The organism is Tardiphaga sp. 862_B3_N4_1, assembly GCF_051811085.1.
GTDB classification, from domain to species: domain Bacteria; phylum Pseudomonadota; class Alphaproteobacteria; order Rhizobiales; family Xanthobacteraceae; genus Tardiphaga; species Tardiphaga robiniae.
On record NZ_JBPWQB010000002.1, the window covers coordinates 469021 to 490778 of the forward strand.

Here is a 21758-nt window from a genome sequence, read left to right on the forward strand (position 1 = left end):
ACACCGCAGGAGTCCGTCATGACATCAGCGAATCCACGGCACCCCGATTTTCCGATTCCTGGCGGCCCAAAGCTGCGCGCCAAGGGCTGGCGGCAGGAAGGTCTGTTGCGCCTTCTGGAAAACGTGCTCGCGGTCGGTGAGGATCCGTCGAACCTGGTTGTCTATGCCGCACTGGGGCGCGCGGCCCGTAACTGGCCAGCACACAAGGCGATCGTGCAGGCTCTGACGACCATGGAGGAAGACCAGACGCTCGTCATCCAGTCCGGCAAGCCGGTCGGCCTGCTGCGCACGCACGCCAAGGCGCCGCTGGTGATCATGGCGAATTGCAACATCGTGGGCCAATGGGCGAAGGCTGAGATCTTCTACGAGCTCGAGCGCAAAGGCCTGATCTGCTGGGGCGGACTCACGGCCGGCGCCTGGCAGTATATCGGCTCGCAGGGCGTCATTCAGGGCACCTACGAGATTTTCATGCGCATCGCCGAGCGCCGTTTTGGCGGCACGCTCGCCGGCCGCTTTATCCTCACCGCCGGGCTCGGCGGCATGGGCGGCTCACAGCCGCTCGCCGGGCGCATGGCCGGTGCGGCGATCCTCACCGTCGACATCGATCCGGAGCGCGCGCGCAAGCGCAAGGAGATCGGTTATCTCGAAGTGATCGCCCCGGATCTTGATTCTGCGCTGGATATGATCGCTGCCGCGAAGGCGGAGCGCCGCGCGTTGTCGGTCGGCCTTGTCGGCAATGCCGCCGATATCTATCCGGAAATCGCCCAGCGCGGCATCGTTCCCGATGTGGTGACCGACCAGACCGCGGCCCACGATCTTGTGTTCGGCTATGTACCTCGGACCCGATCGCTCGACGAGGCGCGTGCCATGCGCAAGACCGCGCCAGAACAGTTGATGGCGGAGAGCCGCGCGTCGATTGTCGACCATGTGCGCGCCATGCTGACCTTTCAGGCGCGCGGCGCGGAAGTGTTCGACAACGGCAATCTCATTCGCACTCACGCCAAGGAAGGCGGCGTCGCAAATGCCTTTGATATCCCCATTTTCACGGAAGCCTATCTGCGCCCGCTCTTTGCGCGCGCCATCGGTCCGTTCCGCTGGATGGCGCTGTCGGGCGATCCCGACGATATCCGTGCCATCGACGATCTCGTCCTGAGCCTGTTCGGCGATAACCAGATCGTTTCGAACTGGATCAAGCTCGCTCGCCAGTACGTACCTTTCGAAGGCTTGCCGGCCCGCATCGCCTGGCTCGGTCATGGCGAGCGCAGCGAATTGGCGCTGGGCGTGAATGAACTCGTCGCCAATGGCACGCTCAAGGGACCGGTCGCCTTCTCGCGCGATCATCTCGACGCCGCCGGCATGGCGCATCCAAACATCATGACCGAGAACATGCGCGACGGTTCAGATGCCATCGCTGACTGGCCACTGCTCGACGCCATGGCATTGTGTTCGTCCCAGGCCGATCTCGTCGCCGTTCATTCCGGCGGCGGCGGCTATGCCGGCTACATGACCAGCGCCGGGGTCACCCTGATCGCCGACGGCACGGCCGCCGCGGCAGAACGACTCGCCATGAGCCTCGACAACGACACGGGCCTCGGCGTCATCCGCTACGCGGATGCGGGGTATGGCGAGGCCATCGACGAGGTCTCGCTCAAGCACATCCCGCATATACAACTCTAGAACGGTCGTTCCGAACACATTCTATGGCGTGTTGGGCGAGTGCCCGCGCCCGCGGACAGGCTTCGGGAACGTCGCCGAGCGCCAGCTCCCAGTCCGTATCGCGCATTATGCAACCGTGAAAATCGGAAAATTCAGGGCGTCAGGGGCTCACGCGCGCCGGCAGACGCCGACACCCCCAATTGCACAAAAGTCAGTCGCATCCGGAAGCGGGGAACACCGCTGGCAGGTGGTTGAAATTGCGGAGCTCTCTCTATAGACCGACGGAGCCAAAGCGATCCGCGGGCCCAGCCCGCCCTTTATCGCCTTGGCCTTTGGGGCGTCGCCAAGTGGTAAGGCAGGGGATTTTGATTCCCCCATGCGGAGGTTCGAATCCTCCCGCCCCAGCCATGTTTTAGCAAGCGATTTCAATTCCTTATCGACTTTGCGCCATTTTCGTTCTGAACAGCGTTTTTCTGCTCATTCTGAACAACTGTTGACGGTTCGTTCGCCAGCTTTTACGCGCGCCGCTTGCGGGTGGCCGACAAGGTCAGACCTGAAGCCTCCGAGAGAGATGCTGACGGTGCGGATAGAGCAATGCCATCGGCCATGGGCGTCCTCCAATAAAAAGGTCCCGCTACTGCAGGGCCTCATATTTTCTGGTTGGTATTGTTCAAGCCCGACAAGTCGCCGTATGCACTTACGTTCCAGCAGGCGGGGAGAGACCTCGAATATCAGCCTTTGCCTGCCCAGGCCGGGCGCTCGCCTAGCCATGGCGGCAGCGCTTCCCACTCGGCAGATCTCATCCGACGTTCCTCGCCGCCAACATTGATGAAAACAAACGGTGCATCTTCCTGCCCTGTCTTGGAGCCGGCGAACATCGCAGGCGTGCCGTATGCATCTCGAATGGTCGACTTGATCGACATGTCTTTCCTCGATCTGTGAACATTTCGATGACGTAACGTTGGCGCATCGTCGCCGCGTGAGCGGGTTCTCTGTTCAACGCCGGACGGGAAGCGTCCAGTGCTACCGCGCGAGGAGTGATACTATTTCTTTCTGACCGCCCCCAGTGCCGGCATGATCTTGGGACCGCCGCCCTTGAGGCTCTCTGCAGCAGCGATCGTCTTGACCGGCACCTTCTTCGGCTTCTTGGTTTCGCGATTTCCCTTGGCCATATCGTACTCCCGCTGTGTGAGCCCAAGCGTTACCACGGCTGGCGCTTAAAGACCGATTTATTATCACCGCTCTCTCGCCAACCTCCCACCGACTTGTTCCGCCTCCCAGCCCTCGAAGATACTGATGGCTATTCGCGAAGAAAGAGCGCACCCTGCGCTCGCGCGCATTGATGACCCTGATGGTCCCTGCCGAGCGCGCGCTGCTTTTGTCACGAAATTGTCCGATATGCCGCGGCTGGCGCAGCATTGCCAATTTTGAGCGATTGCCCTTTCAACATTGAAATCGCGAGGCAGCAGATTGACGGTGTTCAGCCGCATTGCATTCATTGGCAATTCACTTCCACGCCGATGTGGGATCGCCACGTTCACCACCGATCTGCAAAGCGCAGTAGCAGCCGCCCGCGCAGACTCCAAAACCGTCATCGTGGCGATGACCGATCACGGTCATTTCTATGACTATCCAGCCACCGTTGGCATTCAGATCAATGACGAGCTGATCAACGACTACATACGTGCAGCGGAATTCCTGAACAGCGGCCATTTCGACGTGGTGTCGCTTCAACATGAGTTCGGTATCTTCGGCGGCGAAGCCGGGAGCGATATCATCCAGCTTCTCTCGCTACTCAAGATGCCGATCGTGACGACACTTCATACGGTTCTTGCAGAGCCCACCGCCGCACAAAAGGATGTCTTCACACGCGTTGTCGAGATGTCGTCGAAAGTGGTGGTGATGGCGGAGAAAGGTCGGGAACTGCTTCGAACCATCTATCAGGTCACCGAAGAGAAGATCGAGATCATTCCACATGGAATTCCGGAATTCGCTTTTGTGGAGCCCGACGATGCAAAAACGAGGCTCGGCTTTGCCGGCAGGTCTGTCATTCTGACTTTCGGCCTGCTTTCGCCCAATAAGGGCATCGAATTCATGATCGATGCGATGCCGTCCATCCTGAGCACCTGTCCGGGTGCAGTCTATGTCGTATTGGGCGCAACCCATCCAAATCTGGTACATGACGAAGGCGAGGCCTATCGCGAATCCCTCATTGCAAGGGCCCGCGAAGCTGGCGTCGCGGATCACGTGGTCTTCCTTGATCGTTTCGTTGACCAGGAGACCCTGCTCGATTTCATCTCGATGTGCGATGTCTATGTCACGCCTTATCTGAACGAATCTCAGATGACGTCAGGCACCCTGGCCTATAGTTTTGGCTTGGGAAAGGCTGTGGTATCGACTCCCTATTGGCATGCCCGCGAACTGCTTGCCGATGGCCGCGGCATTATCGTCCCGTTCGCGGATGCGAATGCGATCGGCGTCGAGATCGAAAAGCTCCTGATCAATGCGCCACTGCGCCAAGCGATGCGCAAGCGCGCCTATGCCAGCAGCCGCTCCATGACCTGGGAACGGACGGCCGATCGATATATGTCCGTTTTCGAGAACGCGGGTCGCCGCCACCGGCTCAAGACCATTGCAAAGTCGGATACGAGTACGCTCCTGCGAGATAGTCGCGCGCCTCCCGAGATGCAGATTGGTCACTTCCTGTCGATGTGCGACGACACCGGACTGTTCCAGCATGCGGTTCACAGTGTTCCGGATCGCTTGCATGGCTATTGCATCGACGACAATGCCCGCGCGCTACTGCTGGCATGCGCGTTGAACACGCCCGGGGAACTACGTCTGTCGGAGGTCCTGACCTCCCGCTTTGCGGCTTTCGTCCAGCATGCGTGGAATCCCGAAACGCACCGGTTTCGAAATTTCATGGCTTTCGATCGCAGCTGGCTGGAAGAAAGCGGATCGGAAGACAGTCATGGGCGCACGCTTTGGGCGCTGGGCGTTTGCGCTCTTTCGGATGCGAACCCCTCTCGGCGGACCTGGGCCGCAGCACTCTTTGCGGAGGCCTTACCAAAGGTCGGTGATTTCCTCTCGCCCCGTGCTTGGGCGTTCGTATTGCTGGGACTCGATGCGTATTGCACGACCGTCACCGACAATAGCCGTGCCAATGCAATCCGGACGGCTCTGTCCGACAGGCTCGTCTCGCTTCTTGAGAAAGTCGAGACGAGCGATTGGGTGTGGTTCGAAAACGGACTTTCCTATGACAACGCTAGACTCTGCCAGGCTTTGATTCTCACCGGCACTGCGATGAAACGGCCGGACTATCTCAATGCCGGGCTGAGAAGCCTGCGCTGGCTGCTGACACAGCAGACCTCAGCCAGCGGTCAGTTCAGGCCGGTGGGCACGGAGGGATTTCACGACATCCGGCGCCAGCCACGCAGCTTCGACCAACAGCCTGTCGAGGCTGCTGCCACCATCGCGGCCAGCCTTGCGGCGTGGCGCGCCGACCAGAACATTGAATGGAAGAGCGAAGCCGCCCGGGTCTTCGCATGGTTCCTCGGCAGCAATGACCTTTCTATCCCGCTCGTCGATCTGGAGACAGGAAGCTGTCGTGACGGACTGCATCCGGACCGTGCTAATGAGAACCGGGGCGGCGAGTCAGTCGTATCCTACCTGCTCGGACTATCCGAAATTCGGCACATGGCACGTATCGCCGAGGATCAATCCAAGTCCGCCACCCGCGTGGCCTGATCACGTTGCGCTCCCCCTCTCAGCAGACCATTGAGATTCCTTTTGCCCTCATCTCCGATACTGAATCGCCAGGCGCTCTATCTCCGGCCCGACGCGTCCCGAGTCATCGTACGGCCGTTTAAACCTGCGACGGAGCCACGCGATCTCAATCCGACAGATAAGACGCGCGCCAATCATATTGTCGACCGGATTCTTGCGCTCAGTCCCGAGCAGGCAGAGCATCAGTTGGCCGACGTGCTTGAAAACTTTCTGGGCCGCCACCGGAATCTGCTTCAGACATTCGAGGCCCGCGCTGACGAAATGGAAGATGCATTCCACGGCCATAGCCGGTTCACGACGATTCAGCGTCAGCTAGTCGGCGCCTATTTCCTGAGTGAATACTCGTTTGAAGCATCGGCACTCTTCAATCCGAGCATCGTGCCTCACCCCGATCAATCGGGAACGACAGCCGGCGCCCTGCGCTTCATCCTCAGCCTGCGCGCCGTCGGAGAAGGCCATGTGTCATCCCTGACATTTCGCACCGGCCTTGTAGATACCGACGGGACCGTGAGCATCGATCCGACCGCACGCCTCGCATCAAATCCAGCAGTTCAACACCTCGGGTCTGGGCCTGGCGGCGAGGATGTCGCCGTCACGTTTCGTAGCAGCGAGGATATCAGCGAGCGGGTCATTTTTCCGATTACGGAGTCGCAATCGAACGGCATCGAGGATGCGCGCTTCGTGAAATTCGAGCATTCCGAGCGAACGGTCTATTACGCGACTTACACGGCCTATAGCGGCAGGGCGATCCGCTCGGAGATTATCGAGACGTCCGACTTCGTCACGTTTCGCTTTTCAGCCCTCAGAGGCAGCGCATCACATAACAAGGGTATGGCACTTTTCCCCCGGAAAATCGACGGGCGGTTCGCGATGATCGCGCGGCAAGACAATGAAAACCTCTACCTGATCTATTCGGATGATCTTTATACATGGGATGGCGGCACGCCGATCCTGAAGCCGGCCGCCCCTTGGGAGTTCATTCAAATCGGCAACTGCGGCTCACCTATCGAATTAGATGAGGGCTGGCTATTGCTGACCCACGGTGTCGGCCCGGTCCGCAAGTATTCGATAGGAGCAGCACTGCTCGACAAAAACGACCCGACGAAGGTGCTGGGGCGCCTGGACGAACCGCTCCTTCGGCCTGCGCCGTCCGAGCGCGAAGGATATGTGCCGAACGTCGTCTATACATGCGGCGCAATGCGGCATGGCGATCAAATTATCTTCCCATATGCGATTTCGGACAGCTACTCGAACATCGCGACGATCGATATAAGAAGCCTGCTCGCAGCGATGGACAAATAAGAGCTGACTTAGCTTTACCGTAGTGGCAATCGGACGTGGCTTCTCAGCACGCCCAGCTCGTCCGTGGTTGGCACCTTTCACCAAACGGCAAGTAGAACTTTTGGGAGACGCACAGTGACCGGTGAAAAATCAAGGGCGCTCGTTCTCGGAACGACAGTCTTTTGGAAGAACGATAAAAATGACTTTGGCACCGTCATCGCCAAGGACTGGAGTAGCGTCACGGTCAAATGGGATAGCCGCGCCAGCCAGACAATCATGCACAACGATATGGATAGCTGCACGGCAGCCTGAATTTACTTGGCCCAAACGAGCATTCCTGACCATCATTCGCGAAAGCCGACGCGACACCAACCGGCCGCTGAAATCATCGCAAAACGCCCGCCGGGACAAGTCCGACGGGCTGCCAGTTATGTGGTCATTTGGCCGACAGCCGGGCGCCACCAGACTTGCGGCGCCAGGCAAAAGAGGCCCGATCAGCCAACCCGAAGGTTTTCTGCCGACGTCTTGCCACGGTTGGCCACTTCCTCGAAGCTGACCTTGGCCCCTTCATTCAAAGTGCTCAGCCCCGCCTTCTCGACGGCCGAGATGTGAACAAAGACGTCTTTGCTGCCATCGTCCGGCTGGATAAAGCCGAAGCCCTTCGTCGCATTGAACCATTTTACTACGCCAGTGGTCACTTCAGTTCTCCCGGTTGTCTCCGAACGATAGCAACCCTGAATTCAGGGAGGAGTCAATCAAGCAAACTTCCATCTCCTGAATTGATGCGGCTGTCTGCTGCCTGGACGACGGGTGGCGGTCGTCCGCCCGCGATGCGGCGATGCGACAGCGGCTTTAGGCAACATAATCTCCGGGAGACCCAACCGACGTGCTAATGTCACCGAAGCCCAGTGCGGGCGGAGGACCAAACCATGGCTAAAGGCGAACAACGGAACAATCGCGAAGTAAAGAAGCCCAAAAAGGACAAGGCCAAGACGATCGCAGCAGCCCCGACCATGAAGGGCCTGATGCACCCCGAGGCAGAAAAGCCCCGAAAGAAATAGTCGAACAGAGCGCATCGCCAGCATAGCTACGGCATCTGAGGTCACGGGCACCCGGCGCATGATCCATGCGCTCGACGGCGCTACTGTGTTCGCGACGATCGAGAACCAGCAAATTCAATCAAAATGTCCAATCCCCTTCCGGGGCGCTCCGACGCGCATCGGCGATCATGCCAGATGGAGCAATCATGACACATGAAGACCTGGAACTGATCCGTGAGATCGTCCTGCACGGCGGCGCAAAATATACGGCTGGCAATATCGATCGCAGCAAATACCAGCGCCTTGTCGATCTCGGGTGGCTATCACCCCTCATCATGAACAAGACAGACATTGCCTATGAGACGACAAAAGCAGGCGAAGTGGCAGCGAGCTGACCCAGCACCCGGGGAGCGGCTCTAGCCCCGCGCGACGATTTTTCCGGTCGCGTTCAACTCCGACTCCCAACCAGATCGATAAACGTCTGAAGCTCTGCAGAAAAGCGCTCGGCCTGCCTGGCATCCAGCCATAGTTTTATCGTCGACGTCGCCGACAGGACAAAGGCAACCCCGAAACCGCCCGCATTTGGCACACACAGCGCCGACCAGCTGTCAGCTTCGCTCACGATCTTCCGTTCGTTGGGAGTTCCCGTTTCCAGGACGTGATTGATTTGGATCTTAAGCTCGATTGCATCGTCGAACGACAGGGAAATCTCCTCTCCGCTGAAGTTCAAAATTAGCCAGCAATCTTTTTGCTTGGATTTGACGTCGGAGGTGAAATTGAAGGCCATGGTGGAACCATGCGCCTATGCCCGTGACGGTCAATCAAATTCGTCGCGACACTATGCGACTTGATGCACAGCCCTTCCGTAATCGCCTAGCTGCCTGCCAATCGGGAGCAAGTTTCATGTGGCAGCCAAGGTCTGCACGCTTTAACTGGACGTTGCGGCCTCGCGTTTGAGTCGCACTGAGGCGCAGACAAAGGGGCGATCAAATGGGCGACGGGTGGCAACCAATCAGCACCGCACCGAAGGACGATGAAAGGATCATCGTTGCGGGTGGAACATGGATACGCGGAAACAAGGACAAGCTGCCTCAGACATTTCCATGCCTCGTCATCTGGGACGAAACCGAGTGGCTCATTTGCGACAATGAAGGGCCGCGAGCGCTCATACGGGGTCCCAAAATCTGGATGGCAATCCCGCCCGCTGACTTGCCTTCAGCATCGGAATTGCTGAAGACAATCTGACGCATTTCATTAACCATACGATGCTACCCGTCCTGTAGCGCGGGTCTTGTCGAGCGTACCGCGCCAACTCTGGAGTCGCAGATGCAGGTCATCGAAATCACGGACCTCGTCGAGGCCAGGCGCGCTCGTCTGGCTCAATATCACGGGCTGCCGCGCGCACTTCAGCTGAACGGTCAAACAGTCACGGGATCGGTGAGATCCGTCGTGATGGATGCATCGGCAGCAAAGTGGACTGTAAAGCTCGTTGCAACGCCACCTGTCGTCGACAGAAAATATCGTCTGCGCCGCTCCGCCTAGAGCCGGACGCAGACCCGCACGACGACATCCGACTTTCTTCACCTACGCCATACCGCGGTCGCATGTATCCGTAGGCCCCCTATTCTCCTGAACCAGCCACCCAAGGCACGGGCAGTCCAGCGGATTGACCTCAGCGATTCCGGCGGCAAATCAGAACCTTCGAATTAGGTCGACTTCCGAACATAAAGGGCATCTACTGCACCGCATCATCGGCCGTCCTTAGGCATTCACCGGTGACAGAGAGTTCGGTCGCGCTCCCGCCCAATGTCTCGGGACTGCCATGCCTACCTCCGAATGTACTTTGGAATCGCAACAGCACAGGTCCGGACGGTGAAGGCTTCTCACCTTGAAGCTGAGCACGCCGCGATGATCGCGCTTGCGGCAGCTGCTCAACTCCCTCACGGAGACGAGCGAACGCTTGCCATGCGAAAAGCCGGACAACTGCAACTAATCGCAGATGCGAGGAAGCATCGGCTACAGAAACCGGAAGCGACACAATTCGTGCTTCCAGAATAATATCTTCCATTCTTAATTTCCGACCGGAAGCGTAAGATCTGAAGATCATCGCAAGAACCACGGCTTCTACCGGCGTCTGTGAGCACTGTTTCCCCTCAACAAGGGGTGGCCATATCAGAGCGTTGGACGATCAATAACCGGGATCGGCCTCTGCCTTTGGTACTACTGTCCCTCCTCTTGGCTCTTCTTGTTGGCGCCGTCGTTATTCAGCAAGGCTAAATCACCTCCGGTCAGAACGCGCGACAATCTGCTTGACGCCAAGCCCTCGGCTTAACGGAAGAAAAGCTTACGCGATCTCAACTTGAGAGGGTTTCTCAATGTCAGAGCTGGAATTCAGTGCCGTGAATGACCTTCAACACACGCCGCAGCACGCCAGATGTAACGAGCAGTCCGAATATGATGCTGCAGTCGAGGTTGCTGCGAAGGCAATCAGAAAGACCTGGGATACGATGGGCGACATGCCGTCACCGCTTTACGAAGATGAAGCGCGGCAACTCGGTAGAGCAGCACTCGATGCCATTATCGCTTCGCAACCAGTCACTCGAACGACCACATGACCTCCATCAAGCTGGCAGACACGCAGCATCTAACGACGGCCTTTCCATGAACGGCGCGCGTGCAGCTCGGTACAGACGTTTGGCAGCCGCCCAAAACAGTCCGTAGGTGTACCGGCTACTTATGCTTCTTGCCGACGAAGCCGAAAAAGGAATCCTCTGCATCTCAGCCTTCAAACACCGACGTCCACCCCACGTTGTCGCAAAATCAACGTGAAACGCGTGCGCGGCACGTAGTCATCACGTCGGACAACATCAGTTTTATTTCTTCCACCACCGCAAGGACATGAACCGTTGAATTGGCTACCTATAGACACCGCACCACAAGACGGAACGCCAATATTCCTGGCTGGCGGATACGATGACAATTCGGATCATGCCATGGAATCCGAGGCGGAAAAAATGCGAACCGCCTGCCGCGCATGGTGGAACGACGGCGACTGGATTATTACCCTGGCTGAAGCAGGATGCGTCAACGTCACCCGGATTGATCCCACGCACTGGGCGCCTATTGAAGAACCGCGCTAGCCCAGCAAGATCGGATTGCCTTGCGGGCAAGACCGCGTTGCGGCACTTTTAACAATCAGTCAAACAGAGGCTCAGAGTAAAACCCGCCTGCCAGGACCTCGAAAAGCGCTGCGTTTCCATCATACCGAGCCTTCCATCGCGTGCTGCTGAAGCCACTGTTGAACAGATCACCATCGTCCTGCACCTGCCATTCCCAGAAAAGCAGGGGATGTGGAGTGACTGTGACTTCCAGGTTTGGTTGGCGATACATAGCCACCATATCGAGCCTCACTTTCGAACCAGCATTTACAAAAGGTCGCTTCCCGCCTGTTTATCGAAGGCGCCGCGCGCCGTTCTGCAGCGATCGGGGCGCTTGCTCTTGACAGATGACGGGCGGAGCGCCTCTCATTCTGCAGTGATGATGACACCATCGAACCAGCATCGATGACATTCACCATGCGCTCCTGAGTCGTCGCGTCAATCCAATTTACAGCGGGCCTCCACCAATCCGTCGGCCATATATCCGCCGTGCCCGGATTGACGTAGCTGATTATCCGCCATCCATCCTGCGAGGCTAAACACGATGCGCGTCGCGATGTTAGCGCCTATATCCTGGCGAACTCCTCCCCGACACTACGGCCCGTGGGAACTCGTGACGAGCTTGCTTACAGAGGCACTGCTCTTGCGGGGAGTTGACGTCACACTGTTTGCCACCAAGGACAGTTTGACGTCGGGAAATCTCGCCGGTGTCGTCCCGGCACCATACTCTGAAGACTCGTCGCTCGACGCCAAGGCGTGGGAACTCCTGCATGTTGCAAATGTCTTCGAGCGGGCCGGCGAATTCGACATCATCCACAATCAGGCAGATTTTGTACCGTTGGGCTTCTCTCGCCTTGTGGACACGCCAGTCGTCACAACCATTCACGGCTTTTCATCAGCCCGTATTGTTCCGGTTTTCAAGGAGTATGAGGATCGTGTCCATTATGTCGCAATCAGCGATGCCAATCGCCATCCCGACCTTCGCTATGCGGCAACGATCCATCACGGCATTCCGATCGACGATTTTCCCTTCGATCCGCTTGGCAGCGACGATCTTCTATTCTTCGGTCGCATTCATCCCGATAAAGGGGCTGCGGAAGCGATAGCAACTGCCGAAGCGGTTGGCCGCCACCTCATCATGGCCGGTATCGTTCAGGATGCGGACTATCATCGACGTCATGTGGAGCCGGCACTGGGAAGGTCCGCGACTTATCTCGGTTCGGTCGGAGGTCTGGAGCGGACACGCGTTCTGGGATCCGCACGGGCATTGCTTCACCTGATCAATTTCGACGAACCATTCGGGTTATCAGTTGTTGAGGCGCTTGCCTGCGGAACACCGGTGATCGCGCGTAACCGCGGATCGATGCCCGAATTGATCACAGATGGCGTGACAGGTTTCCTGGTCAATAGCGCCCTCGAAGCTGTTCAAGCCGTTGAGCGCATTGGTGAACTGGATAGATGCGCCTGCCGGGCGGCGGTTTCTGAGCACTTTACCGTCGATAGAATGGCAGATCGCTACCTGGCTCTATACCAATCTATCCTGGGCTAACCGACGGAGAACCGCAGCGAGAGCGAGATCGCCTCAGGCTGTTTGCCGCCCTCGTCCACATACATTGAACACATAGACGTCGTAATGTTCCTGGAGTTCGGGCTTTCGCCGAGCTTTATGGATCCAAACATGATTGCTATTTCGACACAGGTTCAGGCGCCTGATGACTTTCAGCGCGTGGCGTTCGACATAAGACACGGCAACCGCCGAATTGCGTGTACCCTGACGACCAAGTTTCCAACCAAAGATCAGGCCAAAAGGTACTTCCACGCCAACAGGCCGCTGATCGAAAAACTGGCGCGCGAGCAGATGGAACTGGTTGCAGCCAACGACGGTGAGATCAAGCTGGTGATGATTTAAGAGTCGCCCGCCATACTTGCCGTTTCTGCGAAACTAAAGGCCTGATCTGATCTTCAGGGTTGGCTCAAACGATGACGCAAGGGAATACCTACTATGGCGAAGTCGCTGCTTTCCAGACACGACCTCGAACATGCGGCATTGCTGCAAATCCGAAGCTGCTACGGGTGCGAAGATGTTACGGCCGTGATCATTGACGAGATCGCAGACCCTCGCTTTGAGACGAACTGGGGCATTCTCTCACTTCACCGCGCAGCCGACGTGCAATTGAGGCTCACTGCAGAGCTCAATACAGTCCGCGCGATTGACGGCACGCAAGAAAGATTGCGCAAGCTCTACAACCTCAAGACCAACTGAGCTCGCCTAATCTGCTGATGAAGCGCATAGTCCAGATCGACGGGGAGCGGTTCCGCCGCCTCAGGGCGAATTCCGTCGGGGGCCACCGCCTTTTCAGGAGGGTGCCTGGCAGCGCATTTTTGACCTCCTCGCGACACGCATCATCGACCAGCAGAATGTTCCCTTGCATGACGCGTGATAGGCAATCCCAGGATTATGTCGACTTCGGATGTAAAAATCGCTAGGTTCCTTCACATCACCTCGGTACGATAGGCGCTCGGTGACTGAGGGCCGTGTGTGCTCCCGCCTTGATGGGAGCAGCTTAGGTGTCATCATCTCGAGATAAGACCAACGTGCTTGTCGTCGAAGACGAGATGGTGCTGCGTATGCGAGCGGTCGACATCGTTGAGGATGCAGGATTTACGGCCGTCGAAGCGACGAATGCCGATCAAGCCATCAGCGTGCTTGAGGCGCGATCCGACATTTCGCTCTTGTTTTCGGACATCCAAATGCCCGGTAGTATGGATGGATTGAAGCTTGCTCATGCGGTCCATGAACGCTGGCCACAGATCAAGATCATCCTGGTATCCGGCCAGATAACCCCCTCAAGCGACGAGAAACCGGAAAACAGCCGCTTCTTTGGTAAGCCCATCGACAGCAAGGAAATGATCGCCGAACTGCAGGACATGATCGGTGCAGGCACCCTTGAGGTCGTCTCTGGCCAGGCAGGTTTGACCGTCAATCCGACGCGGCCAAGCCAGTCTGTCGCGGAAGAGACACTGACGGCCGAGAACGACAGCTTACGACTATTGCTGGAACAGGCTGGAATAGATGCCAAGCTGTTGCTCGCGCAGGCCGGCATAGACGCCAAGGAGCGGGAAGCGGCCGACAAGCTGCAAAAGCTTGTGCTCGGCGAATTGCACCATCGCATCAAGAATACCCTCGCAACTGTAAGTGCGATCGCTTCACAAAGCCTTCGGACCGCCACCAGCGTCCAGCATGCGCAGCAAGCCATCGAGGGGCGGCTTCTTGCGCTCGGTCGAGCTCATGACCTCTTGATGCAAGTTAGTTGGGCGAGTGCAGGACTCGAGATGACAATCCGTAATGCCACCGAGCCCTATGACAACAAGGGAGTTGGCCGCTTCGCTGTCTCAGGACCGGAAGTAGATATGGGGTCGGGCGCAGTTATCGCCCTGGCGATGACGCTCAACGAACTTTGCACCAACGCCACCAAGTTCGGAGCGCTTTCGGACCCGAGTGGCATTGTTAAGGTCGACTGGACGATCGACCAGGCGTCGCAGCAACTGACCTTGAGCTGGATCGAAAGCGGCGGCGCGCTCGTCAATCCGCCCGTCCGCCGCAGCTTTGGCACACGCATGATGGAATCGCTCGGACGGCAACTAAGCGGCACTGTGCGTTTGGCCTATCCACCATCAGGCTTCACCTACACTCTGGAAGTACCGATAGCCTCGCTGAACAAATGAGTCGGTGGATGGCTTGTTTGGCTCAATCTGTCGAGATTGGCCTGCATTTAGCGGCTTTTCTTACAAGCGAGAAGGTCGCTAGGTGGCAAAACCGGTCCCAGTAGCTGTCCAATTCCCGGAAATCTCCGGCTAGCACCGCGCTGCCAGGAAGACCAAGGGTCACCAAAATAGACCTCGACTAGTCGGCAGCGTGTTCGGTCGGGCGCCATTACCCGCCAGAGCCGTTCGAGAACACCCGGCTCGCGAGCACATCCGAAGCCTCCAGTGACATGATGTCGTCGACGCTCAGCACGCGGTCGAGATCGGCGACAAGCCGGTTGGCCTGACGCAGCCGCATGCGGTCGAGCGCGTTGCGGATCGAACGGGCGTTGGAGAACAGCGGCTGGGTCTTGCGCAGCGCGATGTAGCGAACGAACGCCGCACGCGCATCGGCGCTGAATTTGTAGTTCATATCCCCGAGCATCAATTCGGAAATGGCGAGCAATTCGTCGTCGGCATAGTCAGGGAAATCGATGTGGTGGGCGATGCGCGAGCGGAAACCGGGATTGCTGCCGAAGAACTTGTCCATGCGGTCGCCGTAGCCAGCAAGAATCACCACCAGATCCTCGCGCTGCGATTCCATCACTTGCAGCAGGATCTCGATCGCCTCCTGGCCGTAATCGCGCTCGTTATCAGGCCGATGCAGGTAATAGGCCTCGTCAATGAATAACACGCCGCCCATCGCCTTCTTCAGGATCTCCTTCGTCTTCGGCGCGGTATGGCCGATATATTGCCCGACCAGTTCATCACGCGTCACCGACACCACCTGCCCTCGCCGCACGAAACCCAGTTTATGCAGGATGCTGGCGATGCGCAGCGCCACCGTAGTCTTGCCGGTGCCGGGATTACCGGTGAACGACATGTGCAGCGTCGGGTTCCCCGACGCCAGGTCCATGCGCTTGCGGATGCGCTCGATCAGCAGCAGCGAAGCGATCTCGCGAATCCGCGTTTTCACCGGCTTCAGCCCGATCAATTCGCGATCGAGCTGATCGAGCACCTCGCCGATGCCGACTTCGTCGAACTCGCGGCGCAGATCGACCTGCGTCGCAGGCAACGCGTCGCCGGCGCTATCGACCACCGTCAGCGTGTTCACGACCCACCGTAGCGCAGGCCTTCGGGTCGATCGACGGCATAGGATTTGGTCGTATAGCGGATGTTGCGGCCTTCCACTTCATGCCGCTCGAGCCGGAAGCCTGGCTCATCCTTCGGACGGTTGACGATGAAGGAGAGCCGCACCGATTCCCAGCCATGGCTGGCATCGAATGCCGATAGCCGGATGTAGCGATCGCCATACACCTTGCGGCATTCGGTCAATTCCATCAGCACGCCGGCAGCATCGCGCAGATCGAACATCGGCAGCCCCCACATTTCCCAGAAATTGTTGCGGGGATGCGGATCGTCGGTGAATTCGATGTTCACGGCCCAGCCATTGGCGAGGCAATACTGCACCTGCTTTGAAATCTGCTCATCAGTGAGATCGGGCAGGAACGAGAAGCAGCCCTGGGTAATGCGCATGATCGTGCTCCTTACAGCGAGACGCTGGCGGTGGGGGCGTAGTCGGGCATGTCAGTGGATTCGTAGTTGAAGGTGACGTTCTTCCACGTCTCCAGCGCCGCCTTCAGCGGCGTGCAGGTCATCGCCGCCTTGGCAAGAATCTCCTCGCCTTCATGCAGGTAGTCGCGACCTTCGTTCCGAGCGAGGATCATCGCTTCCAACGCGACACGGTTGGCGGTGGCGCCGGCCTGGATGCCCATCGGATGGCCGATGGTGCCGCCACCGAACTGCAGGATGACGTCTTCGCCAAGGTGATCGAGCAACTGATGCATCTGGCCGGCATGGATGCCGCCCGATGCGACCGGCATCATCTTGTTGAGGCTGGCCCAGTTCTGCTCGAAGAACACGCCGTGTTCGAGCCGCATCGGATTGTAGTCTTCGCGGCAGATGTCGTAATAGCCGCGCGTCGTCGCCGGATCGCCTTCAAGCTTGCCGACGACCGTCCCGGCATGGATATGATCGACGCCGGCGAGCCGCATCCATTTGGCAATGACGCGGAACGAGACGCCATGATTGCGCTGCCGCGTATAGGTCGAATGCCCCGCGCGGTGCAGATGCAGGATCATGTCGTTCTTGCGCGCCCATTTCGCCATCGACTGGATCGCGGTGTAGCCGATCACGAGGTCGATCATGATGATGACAGAGCCGAGCTGCTTGGCGAATTCGGCGCGTTCGTACATGTCCTCCATGGTACCGGCGGTGACGTTGAGATATGTGCCCTTGATCTCGCCGGACGCCGCCTGCGCCTTGTTGACCGCCTCCATGCAATAGAGAAAACGCTCGCGCCAATGCATGAAGGGCTGCGAGTTGATGTTTTCGTCGTCCTTGGTGAAGTCGAGCCCGCCCTTCAGCGCCTCGTAGACGACGCGGCCGTAGTTGCGACCAGATAGACCCAACTTCGGCTTCACAGTCGCGCCAAGCAGTGGGCGGCCGAACTTGTCCATACGCTCTCGCTCAACCACGATGCCGGTGGCCGGGCCCTGGAACGTCTTCACATAAGCGACTGGAAGCCGCATGTCTTCCAATCGCAGAGCCTTCAGCGGCTTGAAGCCGAACACATTGCCAATGATCGAGGCCGATAGGTTGGCGATCGAGCCGTTCTCGAACAGGTCGAGATCGTAGGCGATATAGGCAAAGTACTGGCCGGGCGAATTCGGCACCGGATCCACCCGAAAACACTTGGCGCGGTATTTTTCCGCAGCCGTGAGGCGGTCGGTCCACACCACGGTCCAGGTCGCGGTCGAGGATTCGCCGGCCACTGCTGCCGAAGCCTCGATCGGATCGACGCCATCCTGCGGCGTCACCCGGAACAATGCGATGATGTCGGTGTCCTTGGGTACATAATCGGGCTCCCAATAGCCCATCTTCTTGTATTCCATGACGCCGGACTTGTAGCGATCCTTGCCGCGGATCGTGATCGAAGCATGTTCATTCATGGTGGCCTCCTCGTTTGGATCCGGCGTCACCGGATGGAATAAGGTCTGTTCACTCGGCAGCTTGCGCGATGTTGCCGATCTTCGGGTCGAGCGCGCCACTGCGATAACGCTTCGCCATTTCGGCCAGCGGAATCACCTTGATCTTCGCGGCGTGGCCCGCGGTGCCGAATTGTTCGAAGCGTTCGCGGCAGAGGTTGCGCATCGCGTCCATCGCCGGTTTCAGAAATTTTCGCGGATCGAATTCGCTTCTGGTTTGCGCGGCGACTTTGCGGAAGGCAGAGGTCATTGCGAGGCGGCAGTCGGTGTCGATATTGACCTTGCGAACGCCGTGCTTGATGCCGCGCACGATTTCCTCCACCGGTACGCCCCAGGTCTGCGGCATCTCGCCACCAAATTGATTGAAGATGTCCTGCAGAGGCTGCGGCACCGATGACGATCCGTGCATCACCAGATGCGTATTCGGCAGCCGGCGGTGAATTTCTTCGACGACCGTCATGGCGAGAATGTCGCCGTCCGGCTTGCGCGAGAATTTGTAGGCGCCGTGTGAAGTCCCCATCGCGATCGCCAGCGCATCAACCTTGGTGGCACGGACGAAATCGACGGCTTGATCCGGATCGGTGAGCAACTGGTCGCGGCTGACCTGGCCCTCGACACCGTGGCCGTCCTCCTGCTCGCCGCCGCCATGCTCCAATGAACCGAGCACACCGAGTTCGCCTTCGACAGAGGCGCCGATCCAGTGCGCGATATCGACCACGCGACGCGTGATGTCGACGTTGTAATCGTAGTCAGCAGCGGTCTTGGCGTCGGCCTTCAGCGAGCCGTCCATCATGACCGAGGTAAAGCCGTGCTGTAGCGCGGTGGCGCAGGTGGACTCTTCGTTGCCGTGGTCCTGGTGCAGGCACAGCGGAATCTGCGGATACATCTCCTGCAGCGCATCGATCATTCTCGCCAGCATGAAGTCGTTGGCGTAGGAGCGCGCGCCGCGCGAGGCCTGGATGATGACCGGCGCATCGACCTCGGCGGCAGCCTCCATGATCGCCAGACCCTGCTCCATGTTGTTGATGTTGAAGGCCGGCACGCCGTAGCCATGTTCGGCGGCGTGATCGAGCAGTTGCCTCAGCGTAATGCGTGCCATAGGTCCTCCATTTCGTTGTCTTGTCCCGAACAACTCATTCGGCGGCGGCGATGCGCGAGCGGGCGATGCAGCGCATCGCCGCCGTTACGACCGCCGCGGCGGTGATACCGAATTCGCGATACAGATCATCCGCAGGCGCCGAGGCCCCGAATCCGGTCATGCCGACGAACTCACCGCCATCGCCAAACCAGCGCGCCCAATCGCCCTCGATCGCGGCCTCGACACCGACGCGCGGAGCGCTGCCGAGAATTGCGGCCCGATAGTCGCCGGGCTGTTGCCGGAACAGATCGAAGCACGGCGCCGACACCACCGCAGCGCGAATGCCGTCATCGGCAAGCAGCTTTGCCGCAACAATCGCAATCGACACTTCGGAGCCGGTTGCCACCAGGGTGACGTCGCGGCCACCTTCCGGCTCGATGACGACATAGGCACCACGCGCGACCCGGTTAGTGGAATCGATGCCATCGCGGAACACAGGCAGCGCCTGACGCGACAGGCAAAGCACCGACGGCGCATGGGGCGTCCGCAACGCGCAATCCCAGGCCTCGGCGGTCTCGACGGCGTCGCCGGGACGGAACACCAGCAGATTTGGAATCGCGCGCAGGGAAGCCAGGTGCTCGACCGGCTGATGGGTCGGGCCGTCCTCGCCAAGCCCGATCGAGTCGTGCGTCATCACGTGAATGACGCGGATGCCCATCAACGCGGCCAGCCGGATCGCGGGGCGGCTGTAATCGGCAAAGCACAGGAAGGTGCCGCCATAGGGAATGAGGCCGCCATGCAAAGCGACGCCGTTCATCGCCGCCGCCATGGCGTGCTCGCGCACGCCGTAATGGACGTAGCTGCCGTCGAAGGCATCGTGCTGGATCGGCGCCTGCATCCTGGCGCGCGTGAGGTTCGAATGGGTGAGGTCAGCCGATCCGCCGAGCAGATTCGGCAGGACATCGGCAATGACATCGATGACGAGTTGCGAGGCCTGCCGGGTGGCGATCTTCGGTCGCTCCAGCAAGAAATGGGCGCGAATCTTGGCCAGCGCATTGTCGTATCCGCCGGAAAGCTGGCCCTTCAGCGCGGCCTGAAAGTAATCCCGCACAGCGCCGTCGAGACGCGCAACGCGCCCCACCCATTCCGCATGCGCCGTCTGTCCGCGCGCGCCGACCGCGCGCCATTGTCGCGCCACCACATCGGGAACGTGGAACGGGGCGTGCGGCCAGTGCAGCGCGTCACGCGTCTTCGCAACCTCGTCCGCGCCCAGCGGCGCGCCATGCGCCTTCTCACTGCCTTGCCGATTCGGCGCGCCGAAGCCGATCACCGTGCGGCACGCGATCAGCGATGGGCGGTCGTTGTCGCGCGCCCGTGCAATGGCCGCGGCCACGGCCTCGGGATCATGGCCGTTGACACGGCAGGCCGACCATCCCGATGCAGCGAAGCGCGCAAGCTGATCGTCCGAACACGACAGCGAGGTCGCGCCGTCGATCGAGATCTGGTTATCGTCGAACAGCACGATCAGACGATTGAGCCGCAGATGTCCCGCCAGCGAGATCGCCTCGTGGCTGAGGCCCTCCATCAAGCAGCCGTCACCGGCGATCACGTAAGTGTAGTGATCGACGAGACCGTCGCCGAAACGCGCATTCATCAGGCGTTCGGCCAAGGCCATGCCGACCGCCGTGGCGATACCCTGGCCGAGCGGGCCGGTGGTCGTCTCGACGCCCGCGGTGTGGCCGTATTCGGGATGGCCGGGTGTCTTCGAGCCCCATTGCCGGAACGACTGCAACTGATCGAGCGTCACCTCCGCCGATCCGGTCAGATGCAGCAGCGCGTAGAGCAACATCGAGCCGTGGCCGGCGGACAAGATGAAGCGGTCGCGGTCTGGCCAGGCCGGATCGGCGGCATCGAATTTGAGGAAGCGTGAGAACAGCACTGTCGCCGCGTCGGCCATACCCATCGGCATGCCGGGATGGCCCGACTTCGCCTTTTCCACCGCGTCGATCGCGAGAAAGCGAATCGCATTCGCCATATCCGCGTGCGGAACGGTCGCTTGATCCATCTGGGGAGCGGGACTTTGAATATTCATACCGTGCGCCTTTTGCGTTCCATCAATTGCAGGATCAGCGGGGTGAGGATGAGCTGCATCGCCAGATCCAGTTTCGAGCCGTGAATCACGATCGAGTTGGCGCGCGACATGAAGCTGTTGGGGATCATCGACAGCAGATAGGGGAAATCGATGCCGCGCGGATTCTTCAACCGGATCACCACCATCGATTCATCCGGCGTCGGGATCCACCGCGCGATGAAGGGGTTCGAGGTATCGACCGTCGGCACACGCTGGAAGTTGATGTCGGTCTCGGCAAATTGCGGGCAGATGTAGTTCACATAGTCCGGCATCCGCCGCAGGATGGTGTCGGTGACGGCTTCCTGCGTGTAACCGCGATCCTTGCGGTCGCGATGCAGCTTCTGGATCCACTCCAGATTGATGACGGGAACGACGCCGACCTTGAGGTCAGCATGCTGGGCGATATTGACCTTGTCGGTCACCACGGCGCCATGCAGACCTTCGTAAAATAGCAGGTCGGACTTTTCCGGCAGCGGGCCCCATTCGGTAAAGGTCCCCGGTGCCGCCCCGTATAATTTGGCTTCGTCCTCGTCGTGCACGTAATGACGGGCGGTGCCGGTACCGGACTCGCCGTAGTCGCGGAAGACTTTCTCCAGCTCCTCGAACAGGTTGGTTTCCGGGCTGAAGTGGCTGAAGTGCTTGTTGCCCTTCTCGCCTTCCTCCTGCATCTTCGTGCGCATCTCGACGCGGTTGTAGCGATGAAACGCATCGCCCTCGATATAGGCGGCGGCGACTTTCTCGCGACGGAAAATGTTCTCGAACGTCTTTTTCACCGAGGTGGTGCCAGCGCCCGACGAACCAGTGATCGATATAATGGGATAGCTGCGCGACATTTTG

The 21758-nt window shown here is 59.1% G+C and carries 23 protein-coding genes and 1 tRNA gene; 14 read left to right on the top strand and 10 right to left on the bottom strand.

Going from position 1 to position 21758, the window contains the following annotated elements:
* The first annotated feature begins 18 nt into the window (after positions 1 to 18).
* Positions 19 to 1677, top strand: coding sequence for a urocanate hydratase (locus AB8B02_RS19460; RefSeq protein ID WP_439064918.1), 1659 nt, complete (start codon positions 19 to 21; stop codon positions 1675 to 1677).
* Positions 1678 to 1989: 312 nt separating this feature from the next.
* Positions 1990 to 2064, top strand: a tRNA-Gln gene (locus tag AB8B02_RS19465).
* A 323-nt stretch (positions 2065 to 2387) separates the two neighbouring features.
* Here AB8B02_RS19465 and AB8B02_RS19470 read toward each other — a convergent pair.
* Complete coding sequence (locus AB8B02_RS19470; RefSeq protein ID WP_439064919.1) at positions 2388 to 2579, bottom strand: hypothetical protein; 192 nt, start codon at positions 2577 to 2579, stop codon at positions 2388 to 2390.
* A 120-nt stretch (positions 2580 to 2699) separates the two neighbouring features.
* Positions 2700 to 2828, bottom strand: a complete 129-nt coding sequence (locus AB8B02_RS19475) for a hypothetical protein (RefSeq protein ID WP_256461248.1) — start codon at positions 2826 to 2828, stop codon at positions 2700 to 2702.
* 298 nt (positions 2829 to 3126) lie between these two features.
* On the opposite strand from AB8B02_RS19475, the gene AB8B02_RS19480 reads away from it, so the two are divergent.
* From AB8B02_RS19480 to AB8B02_RS19490, 3 genes are all read left to right on the top strand, one after another.
* Positions 3127 to 5403: a glycosyltransferase family 4 protein gene (locus AB8B02_RS19480; protein ID WP_439064920.1), complete on the top strand. Its 2277-nt coding sequence runs from the start codon at positions 3127 to 3129 to the stop codon at positions 5401 to 5403.
* 42 nt (positions 5404 to 5445) lie between these two features.
* A complete protein-coding gene (locus tag AB8B02_RS19485) occupies positions 5446 to 6744 on the top strand; it encodes a glycoside hydrolase family 130 protein (protein ID WP_175366316.1) in 1299 nt (432 codons plus the stop codon).
* 114 nt (positions 6745 to 6858) lie between these two features.
* Positions 6859 to 7035, top strand: coding sequence for a hypothetical protein (locus AB8B02_RS19490; RefSeq protein WP_158596714.1), 177 nt, complete (start codon positions 6859 to 6861; stop codon positions 7033 to 7035).
* A gap of 182 nt (positions 7036 to 7217) precedes the next feature.
* Here the strand turns inward: AB8B02_RS19490 and AB8B02_RS19495 are convergent, their stop codons facing one another.
* Positions 7218 to 7421, bottom strand: coding sequence for a cold-shock protein (locus AB8B02_RS19495; RefSeq protein ID WP_068734860.1), 204 nt, complete (start codon positions 7419 to 7421; stop codon positions 7218 to 7220).
* A gap of 231 nt (positions 7422 to 7652) precedes the next feature.
* Here AB8B02_RS19495 and AB8B02_RS19500 point away from each other — a divergent pair, with 231 nt between their 5' ends.
* Positions 7653 to 7784 (top strand): hypothetical protein, encoded by a 132-nt coding sequence (locus AB8B02_RS19500; protein ID WP_256461247.1) that lies wholly within the window; start codon positions 7653 to 7655, stop codon positions 7782 to 7784.
* Between the two features lie 185 nt (positions 7785 to 7969).
* Positions 7970 to 8158 carry a hypothetical protein gene (locus tag AB8B02_RS19505; protein WP_093756915.1) on the top strand — a complete coding sequence of 63 codons (189 nt, stop codon included), beginning with the start codon at positions 7970 to 7972 and terminating at the stop codon, positions 8156 to 8158.
* A gap of 53 nt (positions 8159 to 8211) precedes the next feature.
* Here the strand turns inward: AB8B02_RS19505 and AB8B02_RS19510 are convergent, their stop codons facing one another.
* Entirely contained in the window at positions 8212 to 8550 is a 339-nt protein-coding gene (locus AB8B02_RS19510; RefSeq protein ID WP_068734854.1) for a hypothetical protein, read from the bottom strand.
* A gap of 539 nt (positions 8551 to 9089) precedes the next feature.
* Between AB8B02_RS19510 and AB8B02_RS19515 the strand changes: the two genes are divergently transcribed.
* The 7 genes from AB8B02_RS19515 to AB8B02_RS19545 all read left to right on the top strand — a co-directional run bounded on the left by AB8B02_RS19515 (position 9090) and on the right by AB8B02_RS19545 (position 14647).
* A complete protein-coding gene (locus AB8B02_RS19515) occupies positions 9090 to 9305 on the top strand; it encodes a hypothetical protein (RefSeq protein ID WP_147421564.1) in 216 nt (71 codons plus the stop codon).
* An 833-nt stretch (positions 9306 to 10138) separates the two neighbouring features.
* Positions 10139 to 10378 carry a hypothetical protein gene (locus AB8B02_RS19520; protein WP_089266054.1) on the top strand — a complete coding sequence of 80 codons (240 nt, stop codon included), beginning with the start codon at positions 10139 to 10141 and terminating at the stop codon, positions 10376 to 10378.
* Between the two features lie 378 nt (positions 10379 to 10756).
* Positions 10757 to 10903, top strand: coding sequence for a hypothetical protein (locus AB8B02_RS19525; RefSeq protein ID WP_158596715.1), 147 nt, complete (start codon positions 10757 to 10759; stop codon positions 10901 to 10903).
* Between the two features lie 631 nt (positions 10904 to 11534).
* Positions 11535 to 12470, top strand: coding sequence for a glycosyltransferase family 4 protein (locus AB8B02_RS19530; RefSeq protein WP_439064921.1), 936 nt, complete (start codon positions 11535 to 11537; stop codon positions 12468 to 12470).
* A gap of 84 nt (positions 12471 to 12554) precedes the next feature.
* Positions 12555 to 12830 (top strand): hypothetical protein, encoded by a 276-nt coding sequence (locus AB8B02_RS19535; protein ID WP_246297440.1) that lies wholly within the window; start codon positions 12555 to 12557, stop codon positions 12828 to 12830.
* Positions 12831 to 12923: 93 nt separating this feature from the next.
* Entirely contained in the window at positions 12924 to 13184 is a 261-nt protein-coding gene (locus tag AB8B02_RS19540) for a hypothetical protein (RefSeq protein ID WP_089266051.1), read from the top strand.
* Between the two features lie 305 nt (positions 13185 to 13489).
* A complete protein-coding gene (locus tag AB8B02_RS19545; protein ID WP_439064922.1) occupies positions 13490 to 14647 on the top strand; it encodes a sensor histidine kinase in 1158 nt (385 codons plus the stop codon).
* 208 nt (positions 14648 to 14855) lie between these two features.
* Here AB8B02_RS19545 and cbbX read toward each other — a convergent pair whose 3' ends face one another.
* From cbbX to AB8B02_RS19575, 6 genes are read right to left on the bottom strand one after another with little or no spacing between them, the layout of a single operon-like run.
* On the bottom strand, positions 14856 to 15770 hold the full coding sequence (gene cbbX / locus AB8B02_RS19550; protein ID WP_439065901.1) for a CbbX protein: 915 nt from the start codon (positions 15768 to 15770) through the stop codon (positions 14856 to 14858).
* A 5-nt stretch (positions 15771 to 15775) separates the two neighbouring features.
* Positions 15776 to 16201 (bottom strand): ribulose bisphosphate carboxylase small subunit, encoded by a 426-nt coding sequence (locus tag AB8B02_RS19555; protein ID WP_439064923.1) that lies wholly within the window; start codon positions 16199 to 16201, stop codon positions 15776 to 15778.
* An 11-nt stretch (positions 16202 to 16212) separates the two neighbouring features.
* Positions 16213 to 17676 carry a form I ribulose bisphosphate carboxylase large subunit gene (locus AB8B02_RS19560; protein ID WP_089266271.1) on the bottom strand — a complete coding sequence of 488 codons (1464 nt, stop codon included), beginning with the start codon at positions 17674 to 17676 and terminating at the stop codon, positions 16213 to 16215.
* Between the two features lie 49 nt (positions 17677 to 17725).
* A complete protein-coding gene (fba, locus tag AB8B02_RS19565; RefSeq protein ID WP_439064924.1) occupies positions 17726 to 18811 on the bottom strand; it encodes a class II fructose-bisphosphate aldolase in 1086 nt (361 codons plus the stop codon).
* A gap of 34 nt (positions 18812 to 18845) precedes the next feature.
* Positions 18846 to 20882, bottom strand: a complete 2037-nt coding sequence (gene tkt / locus AB8B02_RS19570) for a transketolase (RefSeq protein WP_439064925.1) — start codon at positions 20880 to 20882, stop codon at positions 18846 to 18848.
* A complete protein-coding gene (locus AB8B02_RS19575; protein WP_439064926.1) occupies positions 20879 to 21754 on the bottom strand; it encodes a phosphoribulokinase in 876 nt (291 codons plus the stop codon). The genes tkt and AB8B02_RS19575 overlap by 4 nt, the downstream gene beginning before the upstream one ends.
* Positions 21755 to 21758 lie beyond the last annotated feature (4 nt).